The organism is Geodermatophilus sp. DF01-2, assembly GCF_004571065.1.
Lineage (GTDB): Bacteria > Actinomycetota > Actinomycetes > Mycobacteriales > Geodermatophilaceae > Geodermatophilus.
Window position 1 is genome coordinate 19514 of sequence record NZ_SPQN01000060.1, and the last position, 8890, is coordinate 28403.

Here is an 8890-nt window from a genome sequence, read left to right on the forward strand (position 1 = left end):
GGACGGGGCCATGCCGGGACGGGACCGGCGGGCCCTGGACGGGGCCGGCCGCCTGGCATCCTCGGTCCCCGTGTCCGCCGCTGCTGAACTGCCCCCGCTCGGCCCGCGTGACGACCGGCTCGTCGACGTCGGCCGGCTGGTCGTCCGCTGCCCCGACCGGCCCGGGATCGTCGCCGTCATCAGCGGGCTGATGGCCGACGTCGGGGCGAACATCATCGACTCGCAGCAGCACTCCTCCGACCCGGTCGGGGGCACCTTCACGCTGCGGCTGGAGTTCTTCCTCGCCGACCTGGCCGCGCGGCGGCACCAGCTGGAGGGCGCCCTGGCGCTGCTCGCGCAGAAGTGGCAGTTCACCTGGCGGCTGACCGAGGCGGCGCACCGGCCGCGGCTGGCGGTGTTCGTCTCGAAGACCGACCACGTGCTGCAGGAGCTGCTCTACCGGGTGCGCGCGGGGGACCTGCGGGCCGAGATCGCCGCCGTCGTCTCCAACCACCCGGACCTGGAGCCGGTCGCGCGCACCGCCGGCATCCCGTTCCACCACGTTCCGGTGACGCCGGAGACCAAGGCCGAGGCCGAGGCGCGGACGCTGGAGCTGGTCGGGGACGTCGACCTGGTGGTGCTGGCCCGGTACATGCAGATCGTCTCGGCGGACTTCTGCAGCCGGTTCCCGGAGCGGCTGATCAACATCCACCACAGCTTCCTGCCGGCGTTCGTCGGCGCGAACCCGTACCGGGCCGCTCACGACCGCGGCGTGAAGCTGATCGGCGCGACCGCCCACTACGTGACGCCGGAGCTCGACGCCGGGCCGATCATCGAGCAGGAGGTCGCGCGGGTGGACCACCGCTCGACGGTCGAGGACATGCGTCGGATCGGCCGCTACGTCGAGCGGCAGGTGCTGGCCCAGGCGGTGACCTGGCACGTGGAGGACCGGGTCATCGTGGACGGCGAGAGGACGATCGTCTTCGCCTGAAGGACCCGAGTGCGGCCCTCCTGCAGGGTCCCGCCGCGAGCTCGCGAGTGGCGGGGGGCAGGAGGGTCCTTCTCTTGACTCGGTCAAAAATGCACGGTTGGGTGGAAGCCGATGGAGACGACCTGGCAGGACCAGCTCCGCACGGTCGGGCTGCGCGTCACGCGGCCCCGTCTGTCGGTGCTGCAGGTGCTCGCCGAGCGCCCGCACGCGGACGCCGACACCATCGTCGGCGCGGCCCGTGCGCTGCACCCGTCGCTGTCGCCGCAGGCCGTCTACGGCGTGCTCAAGGCGCTCGTCGCGGGCGGCCTCGCCCGCCGGATCGAGCCCGCGGGCGCCCCCGCGCTGTTCGAGCTGCGGGTCGGCGACAACCACCACCACCTGGTCTGCCGCTCGTGCGGCGCGGTCGCCGACGTCGACTGCGCCGTGGGAGCGGCGCCTTGCCTGACGCCCTCGGACACGGCGGGTTTCGTCGTGGACGAGGCGGAGGTCGTCTTCTGGGGTCTGTGCCACGGGTGCCGGGTAGGGACGCCAGGAGAGACCGCGCAGGTCCTTCAGCACGACGATCGAGGAGGAGTACGAGCATGACCGACGTCGCATCACAGCCGAGCAAGGCCGGCGACGACCGTCCGGTCCTGACCAACCGTCAGGGTCACCAGGTCTACGACAACCAGAACCAGCGGACGGTGGGTGCGCGCGGCCCGGCGACGCTGGAGAACTACCAGTTCCTCGAGAAGATCAGCCACTTCGACCGGGAGCGCATCCCCGAGCGCGTGGTGCACGCCCGCGGGGTGACCGCCTACGGCTACTTCGAGGCCGACGGCACCGTGGGCGACGAGCCGATCGCGACGTACACCCGGGCCAAGGTGTTCCAGGAGAAGGGCAAGCGCACCGACGTCGCGCTGCGGTTCTCCACGGTCGCCGGTGGCCGGGACTCCTCGGAGATGGCGCGTGACCCGCGCGGCTTCGCGGTGAAGTTCTACACCGAGGACGGCAACTGGGACCTCGTCGGCAACAACCTCGGCGTCTTCTTCATCCGGGACGCCATCAAGTTCCCCGACTTCATCCACTCCCAGAAGCCCGACCCGGTCACCTTCGAGGCCAACGTGGCCGAGCGGGCCTTCGACTTCTGGTCGCAGTCGCCCGAGGCCCTGCACATGATCACGCTGGTGCTCAGCCCGCGTGGCATCCCGGCCAGCTACCGGCACATGCAGGGCTTCGGCGTGAACACCTACAAGTGGATCAACGCCCAGGGCGAGACCGTCCTGGTCAAGTACCACTGGCTGCCCAAGCAGGGCGTGAAGTCCTACACTGCCGCAGACGCGGCGGCGGTCCAGGCGCAGAGCCTGGGTGCGCACACCAAGGACCTCTACGACGCGATCGAGCGCGGCGAGTACCCCCAGTGGGACCTGCACGTCCAGCTCATGAGCGACGACGAGCACCCCGAGCTCGACTTCGACCCGCTCGACGACACCAAGGTGTGGCCGGAGGAGGTCTTCCCGCTCCACAAGGTCGGGACGATGACCCTCGACCGGATGCCGGAGGACTTCTTCGCCGAGAACGAGCAGATCGCCTTCGGCACCGGTGTGCTCGTCGACGGTCTGGACTTCTCCGACGACAAGATGCTGGTCGGCCGGACGTTCTCCTACTCCGACACCCAGCGCTACCGGGTGGGGCCGAACTACCTGCAGCTGCCGGTGAACCGGCCGAAGGCCAAGGTCGCCACCAACCAGCAGGGCGGCCCGATGTCCTACGGCCGCGACGACGTGGGCGCCAACCCGCACGTCAACTACGAACCGTCGATCACCGGCGGCCTGCGTGAGGCGACCTACCCCACGCACGACGAGCAGGGCCCGGTCATCACCGGCCGGCTCACCCGCAAGCGGATCCCGCGCACCAACGACTACATGCAGGCCGGCGAGCGCTACCTGCTGTCGGAGCAGTGGGAGAAGGACGACCTGGTGGCCAACCTGGTCGGTGCCCTCCAGCAGTGCCGCCGCGAGATCCAGGAGCGGATGGTCTGGCACTTCTTCATGTGCGAGGACGAGCTGGGCCAGCGGGTCGGCGAGGGTCTCGGCATCACCGCGGACGACGTCCGCGGCCTGCCGCCGCTGCAGTCCCAGACCCTCTCCGAGGAGGAGCAGCAACGAGCCGCCAACCTCGGCAAGAACGGTCCGCGGGACGTCAGCGGCCACGTGATGACGCACTGCGTGCCCAACGAGCGGGTCGTCGTCGCCGGCTGATCCCGGTACCGGAGGGGCCATGAGCGCGCTCGTGGCCCCTCCGGCCGGCGCGGCAGCTGTTGATCATCGTCTGCGCGCGGTGCACGGGCGTGCCGTGCGGGATGTCGCGCCGTCGGCCGCTGATCACACACTAGGGGCGTCACAGCAGGACGGCGGGCCGCCAACCGCGCAACGAGCTGACGACGGCGAGCGCGTCGGCCCGCCGGAGGTCCGCCGGCGTGAGGTCCCGCTCCTGCAGCCGTCCCGCGCCGACCAGCCGGCCCCGCTCCACCCCGGGAAGGCAGCCGGCCGACAGCGGCGGCGTCCACCACTGGCCGTCGAGCAGCGCGGCCACGGTGGCGATCGTCGTCTCGGTCACCTGTCCGAGCGCGTTGATGAGGACGACGTCGTCCGCGTCCGGGTGGCGGGCGGCCCGCTCGGTGTAGAAGGTCCGACGCGTCGTCTTGTGCCGCAACCACACCGACCGCGCGTCGACCGGCTCGGGGTCGATCGCCAGCCGCACCGGGCTCCGCGCAGCGGGCGGGAGCGAGTGCAGCTCCACCTCCACCCGGCCGTCGCGGCGCAGCAGCAGCCGCACCCGCGCCGCCGTGTCGGGGGGGACGGTGGCCAGACGCCGCCGCGTCGCCTCCGCGTCGAACGGGAATCCGAACCAGGCCGCCGAGTCGGCGAGCCGGGCCAGGTGCCGGTCGAGGTTGCGCAGCCCAGGCCCAGGCAGGTGCGCCATCGTCTCCAGCAGCGCGAAGTCCTCGTACGGCTCCTCGAGGATGGCGGCCTTGGCCAGCAGCTCCGCGTGCTCGGCGGCCGGGTCGGACGACCAGGTGATGCCGCCCCCCGTGCCGTAGACGGCCGTGCCGCTCGCACGGTCGACGGCCACGGTCCGGATCGCCACGCTGAACACCGCACGCTCGGCCTGTCCGGGCGGCGCGACCAGGCCGACCGCCCCGCAGTAGACACCTCGCGGTCCGGACTCGAGCTCGCGGATGAGCTCCATCGACCGACGCTTGGGGGCGCCGGTGACCGACCCGGACGGGAACAGCGCCCGGAAGACGTCGACCAGCCCGGTGCCCGGCCGCGGGCGGGCGGTCACGTCCGAGGTCAGCTGCCACACCGTCTCGTACCGCTCGGCGGTGAACAGGGCCGGGACGCGGACGCTGCCCACCTCGGCCACCCGGCCCAGGTCGTTGCGGAGCAGGTCGACGATCATCAGGTTCTCGGCGCGCTCCTTGTCGCTGCCCACCAGCCGCGCCCGGGCCTGCTCGTCCTCGGCGATGGTGGGCCCGCGGCGCGCCGTCCCCTTCATCGGCCGGGTGAGCAACTCCTCGCCGGTCCACCGGAAGAACAGTTCGGGGCTGGCCGAGAGGACGGCGAACCGGCCCAGGTCGAGGTAGGCCGAGTGGGAGCCCCGCTGGGCGCAGGCGAGATCGGCGTAGAGCTGCTCCAGGTCGCCGGCGACCTGCGCACGCATCCGGACGGTCAGGTTGAGCTGGTAGGTGTTCCCCGCGGCGATGTGCTCCCGCACCCGCGCGACGTCCGCCCGGTGGCCGTCCTCCGACCACCCGCGCTGCCACGGCCCGATGGTGTAGCCCCGGTCCCGGTCGGCCGGCGGCGTCACCGCCGGCACGTCGAGCGGCCGGTCACCCAGGCCGAAGACGGCCAGTGGGAGGCTCTCGCCAGGCGGGCGCGGGGCGACCGCGAGGCCGGGGTCCAGCCCGGCTGCGGCTTCGTACGCCAGATAGCCGAACGCCCAGGCCCCGCCGTCGGTGGCCCGCTCGACCTCCTCCAGCACCGGGACGACCTCGGCGGCCTCGGAGGCGACGAGCACCCGCGACGCCTCGCGGAAGCACCGCGCCGTCCCGCCGGCGACGTCGTCGAACCGGCCCCACATCCGTGTCCCGCTCACCGACACAGCCTTTCGCGCGCGAAAGGCACCTGGGTCACCCGCGCCTCGCTCACTCCCCGCGATGACGTCCGCGCCTCGCTCACTCCCCGCGATGGCGTCCGCGCCTCGCTCACTCCCCGCGATGGCGCTCCTGCTCGGCCAGGAACCGCTCGAACTCCGCCCCGATCTCCTCGCCGCTGGGCACCTCGGCGACGTCGCCGAGCAGGTCGCGGCCCTCCCGGCCGGCGGTGAACTGGTCGTACTGCTGCTCGAGGGAGGCCACGACGGCGGTGTTCTCGGGGGAGCGGGCGATCTGCTCGTCGACCTCGGTGCGGTGCGCCTCGGCGGCCTCCCGCAGCTCCTCGATCAGCGCGCGCCGCGTCGCGTGCGCGGTGACGGTGACCGGCCGGGTGTGCGGCACCGGCATCGGGATGGCCTGCAGCGCGACGACCGACGTGACACCCAACCGCTCGACCAGCCCGCCGACCGCGGCCACGAAACGCTCCCAGGCGAAATCCGGCTCGACGCCGTGCAGCAGCAGGAACGGCTCCCCGGCGTCGTCCTCCAGGGCGTACAGCTGGATCTCCGGAGCGCTGAAGGACTCGTAGCGGTCGCCGTGGAAGGTCATCCGCGGCCGGTGACCGCGGTAGTCGACCAGGCTGTCGGCGTCGAAGCGGGCGATCACCTGCTGCGGCAGCGCCGCGAGCAGGTGCGCGCCGGCCAGCGCCCCGGCGGAGGCGGCGTCGAACTCACCGGCGAGGTCGTGCACGAGCACCAGGCCGCGGCGTCGCGTCGCCCCGGAGACCCCGGCCTCACGGGCGAGGAACGGCTCGGCCTCGGCGAGCAGCTCGACGAGCTGCTCCGGTCGCTGTGCCACGGTGGTGCCTCCTCCGACTCGCGGATCTCCGCCGTACAGCTCTCGGCGCGGGGCCCTCATTCCCCGGGTGACCCGCGGTGGGTGAGGTCACCTCGGTCGGTCCGCCGTGTCCTCCGCCGTGTCCTCCGCCGTGTCCTCCGCCGTGCCCTCCACCGAGTCGGTCCGCCCGTCGTGCGCGGGCGCATCGACTCGTTCTCGGACGACCGTGGACCCCGCGTCGTCGCCGGTGACCGTGACCCGCGTGCCGTCGTCGGCGATCTCCGGCGATCGGCCGTCGAGCTCGTCGCGGAGGTACCGGTAGACGACGGCGATGAGCGCGGCCACGGGAACCGCGAGGAAGGCGCCGATGATCCCGGCGAGGTTGGCCCCTGCGGCGACCGCGAGGATGACCACGGCGGCGTGCAGGTTCAGGCCTCGGCCCTGGATGATCGGCTGCAGCACGTTGCCCTCGAGCTGCTGCACGAGCAGGACGATGCCCAGCACGATCAGCGCCGTCGTGAACCCCTGGCTGACCAGCGCGACGACCACCGCGAGAGCGCCGGCGACGAAGGCGCCGATGATCGGGATGAAGGCGCCGAGGAAGGTCAGGACCGCGAGTGGCAGCACCAGCGGGACGTCGAGGATCCACAGGCCGAGACCGATGAAGAACGCGTCGACGAACCCGACGAGGGCCTGCAGCCGGATGAACTCCGACACGGCCGTCCACATCTTGTACGACAGCGCCGCCACGTGCGGCGCCACCCGGGTGCCGGTCTGCGCGGCCAGCCAGGGCAGCCAGCGCGGCCCGTCCTTGACGAAGAAGAAGGCCAGCACCAGGGCGAGCACCAGGTTGATCAGGAAGCTGCCGATCGCCGTGGCGCCGGTGAGCGCGTAGCTGGCGATGGTCTGTGCGTTGTTCTGCACGGTGTTGATGACCTGGTCGACCGCCTGACCGATCTGGTCCTCACCGAGGTTGAGCGGCGGGCCGGTGACCCACGCCTGCAGATCCTGCAGCCCGGCGACGACCGCGTCGGCCAGCGCGCCGGCCTCGCCGGCCACCTGCGGGACGATCCACACGAAGATGCCCACGATGGCGGCGAGGAAGCCGACGACCGCCACGAGCGCGGCCAGGGCCGGCGGGAAGCGGAGCCGGCGCAGCAGCCGGGTGGGCGGCCACAGGACGGTCGCGAACAGCAACCCGAGGATGACCGGCAGCAGGACCGACCACAGCTTGCCGAGCACCCAGCCGACCACGACGATCCCTGCGGCGATGAGCAGCACCTGGGCCGCGGCGACGGCCAGCGCCCGGACCCCCTTCCGCAGGCGTGGCCCGCGTTCGGGGCTGGGCGCCGGGGTGGCGGAGACGGCAGCCGTCGGGACGGCGGCGAAGCTCGGGGTCCGGCCGCTGGCCGTGGGCGCCTCCTCGGACCGGTCGGGTGCGGGTGACGACCCGGAGCGGTCGGACGAGCGGAGCCTCATGCGACTGATCACAGCACAGTTCCTACCCGGGACTGCGGAGAACGATCACGGTCCGCCGTCGTAGCGTCCAGCACGTGCCGAAGACCGCGACCTCCGACCGGGTCGACCGGGCCGCCCTCGAGGAGTTCCTCCGCCCCTGCCACCAGGCGGTGCTGGTGACCCGCCGCAGCGAGGGGGGCGTGCAGCTCTCCCCGGTCACCTGCGGCCTGGACGACCAGGGCCGGTAGAAGGACCCTCCTACCCCCACCGTGGAAGGACGTCGTCCTCCCCACCCTTCGCAGGCTCGGGGTGGGACCCGGGACGAGGCCCGCGGCGGGACCCTGCAGGAGGGCCGCCCGCCGTCTCGCTGTGCGTGCTCTCCGACGACTTCGGCGGCCCGGGGGTGCAGGTCGACGGCCGGGCGAAGGTGCTGGACCTGCCCGAGGCGCTCGAGCCGCTCGTCGACTACTACCGGGCGATCAGTGGGGAACACCCGGACCGGGACGAGTACCGGGCGGCGACGACGCGGCAAGGCAGGTCGCTGCTCCGGATCACCGTCGAGCGGTGGGGTCCGGTCGCCACGGGCGGGTCCCCCCGGAGGTCGCCGACAAGTTCTGAGACTTGCCTCGGTCGATGAAAGCTGACAGGCTTGCGCGGTGCCGTTCGTGCTGACCGTCGACCAGCAGGGCAGCCGCCGGGGGCCGGACCGGGTCGCCGGCGTCCTGCGGCGGTTGGCCGCCGGCGTCCCGACCGTGCTGCCCTTCGAGCGGACGGCGGGCGACGAGTTCCAGGGCGTGCTCGACGACGCCGCGGTCGTCGTCGACGTCGTCCTCGACCTGGTGCGGGAGGGCGGCTGGAGCATCGGCGTGGGCGCCGGCCCGGTGCGGACGCCGCTGCCCGACAGCACCCGCGCGGGCGCGGGGCCGGCGTATCTCTGCGCCCGCCGGGCGGTCGACGCGGCCAAGCAGCGCAGCGTCCGGCTCGCCGTGCGCGGCGCCGTCCCGTCGGACGCCGGGGACGTCCAGGCGGTGCTGACCGCACTCGCCGTCGTCGTGCAGCGCCGCAGCGCGCAGGCCTGGGAGGCGATCGGGCTGGTCGCCGCCGGCCGCACCCAGGCCGACGCCGCCGCCGCGCTGGGCATCTCCCGCCAGGCGGTGGGCCAGCGGCTGGCCGCAGGGCTCTGGGAACTGGAGCGGGAGCTGCGGCCGACCGCCGCCCGGCTGCTCGCCCGGGCGGCCGGGTGACCGCCGCGGTCCTGGCCCTGCTCGGGCTCACCGCCGTGGCCGGGCTGGCGCTGACCGCCGTGGGGGAGCGGGCCCGGCCAAGGTGGGCGGGGGCCGTCCCCTCCTTGCTGCTCGGCGCCGCAGCGGCCGGGGGGCCGGCGCCATCGTCGCCCTCTCCAACGTCAGCCGCGCCGTTCCGACGCTCGCCCTGCTCACCGTCCTCGCGGTGACCCCGCTCGGCTTCAGCGAGACCGGCACCGTCCT

At 73.2% G+C, this 8890-nt stretch carries 9 protein-coding genes; 6 read left to right on the forward strand and 3 right to left on the reverse strand.

Annotated features, from left to right (window positions below):
* Positions 1 to 88: 88 nt before the first annotated feature.
* The 3 genes from purU to E4P41_RS15375 all read left to right on the forward strand — a co-directional run bounded on the left by purU (position 89) and on the right by E4P41_RS15375 (position 3210).
* Positions 89 to 970 carry a formyltetrahydrofolate deformylase gene (gene purU, locus E4P41_RS15365; RefSeq protein ID WP_135142153.1) on the forward strand — a complete coding sequence of 294 codons (882 nt, stop codon included), beginning with the start codon at positions 89 to 91 and terminating at the stop codon, positions 968 to 970.
* 111 nt (positions 971 to 1081) lie between these two features.
* Entirely contained in the window at positions 1082 to 1555 is a 474-nt protein-coding gene (locus E4P41_RS15370) for a Fur family transcriptional regulator (RefSeq protein WP_135142146.1), read from the forward strand.
* Positions 1552 to 3210 (forward strand): catalase, encoded by a 1659-nt coding sequence (locus tag E4P41_RS15375; protein ID WP_135142147.1) that lies wholly within the window; start codon positions 1552 to 1554, stop codon positions 3208 to 3210. Before E4P41_RS15370 ends, E4P41_RS15375 begins: the two co-directional genes overlap by 4 nt.
* 139 nt (positions 3211 to 3349) lie before the next feature.
* On the opposite strand, the gene pabB is transcribed toward E4P41_RS15375, so the two are convergent.
* From pabB to E4P41_RS15390, 3 genes are all read right to left on the reverse strand, one after another.
* Positions 3350 to 5110, reverse strand: a complete 1761-nt coding sequence (gene pabB, locus E4P41_RS15380) for an aminodeoxychorismate synthase component I (protein WP_245177378.1) — start codon at positions 5108 to 5110, stop codon at positions 3350 to 3352.
* A gap of 109 nt (positions 5111 to 5219) precedes the next feature.
* A complete protein-coding gene (locus E4P41_RS15385; RefSeq protein ID WP_135142148.1) occupies positions 5220 to 5966 on the reverse strand; it encodes a PAC2 family protein in 747 nt (248 codons plus the stop codon).
* Positions 5967 to 6053: 87 nt separating this feature from the next.
* The gene (locus E4P41_RS15390) at positions 6054 to 7424 is read right to left on the reverse strand and encodes an AI-2E family transporter (RefSeq protein ID WP_135142149.1); all 1371 of its coding nucleotides are present in this window, start codon (positions 7422 to 7424) and stop codon (positions 6054 to 6056) included.
* A 74-nt stretch (positions 7425 to 7498) separates the two neighbouring features.
* On the opposite strand from E4P41_RS15390, the gene E4P41_RS22725 reads away from it, so the two are divergent.
* From E4P41_RS22725 to E4P41_RS15400, 3 genes are all read left to right on the forward strand, one after another.
* Positions 7499 to 7651, forward strand: a complete 153-nt coding sequence (locus tag E4P41_RS22725; RefSeq protein WP_209307739.1) for a hypothetical protein — start codon at positions 7499 to 7501, stop codon at positions 7649 to 7651.
* Positions 7652 to 7776: 125 nt separating this feature from the next.
* The gene (locus E4P41_RS22730; RefSeq protein WP_245177379.1) at positions 7777 to 8040 is read left to right on the forward strand and encodes a hypothetical protein; all 264 of its coding nucleotides are present in this window, start codon (positions 7777 to 7779) and stop codon (positions 8038 to 8040) included.
* A gap of 19 nt (positions 8041 to 8059) precedes the next feature.
* A complete protein-coding gene (locus E4P41_RS15400) occupies positions 8060 to 8647 on the forward strand; it encodes a hypothetical protein (protein ID WP_135142150.1) in 588 nt (195 codons plus the stop codon).
* The last annotated feature ends 243 nt before the right edge of the window (positions 8648 to 8890 follow it).

Excerpts from the sequence above, each read along its gene's own strand:
- E4P41_RS15390 (WP_135142149.1), bottom strand. The coding sequence starts at position 7,424 with ATGAGGCTCCGCTCGTCCGACCGCTCCGGGTCGTCACCCGCACCCGAC.
- E4P41_RS15370 (WP_135142146.1), top strand. The coding sequence starts at position 1,082 with ATGGAGACGACCTGGCAGGACCAGCTCCGCACGGTCGGGCTGCGCGTC.
- E4P41_RS15375 (WP_135142147.1), top strand. The coding sequence starts at position 1,552 with ATGACCGACGTCGCATCACAGCCGAGCAAGGCCGGCGACGACCGTCCG.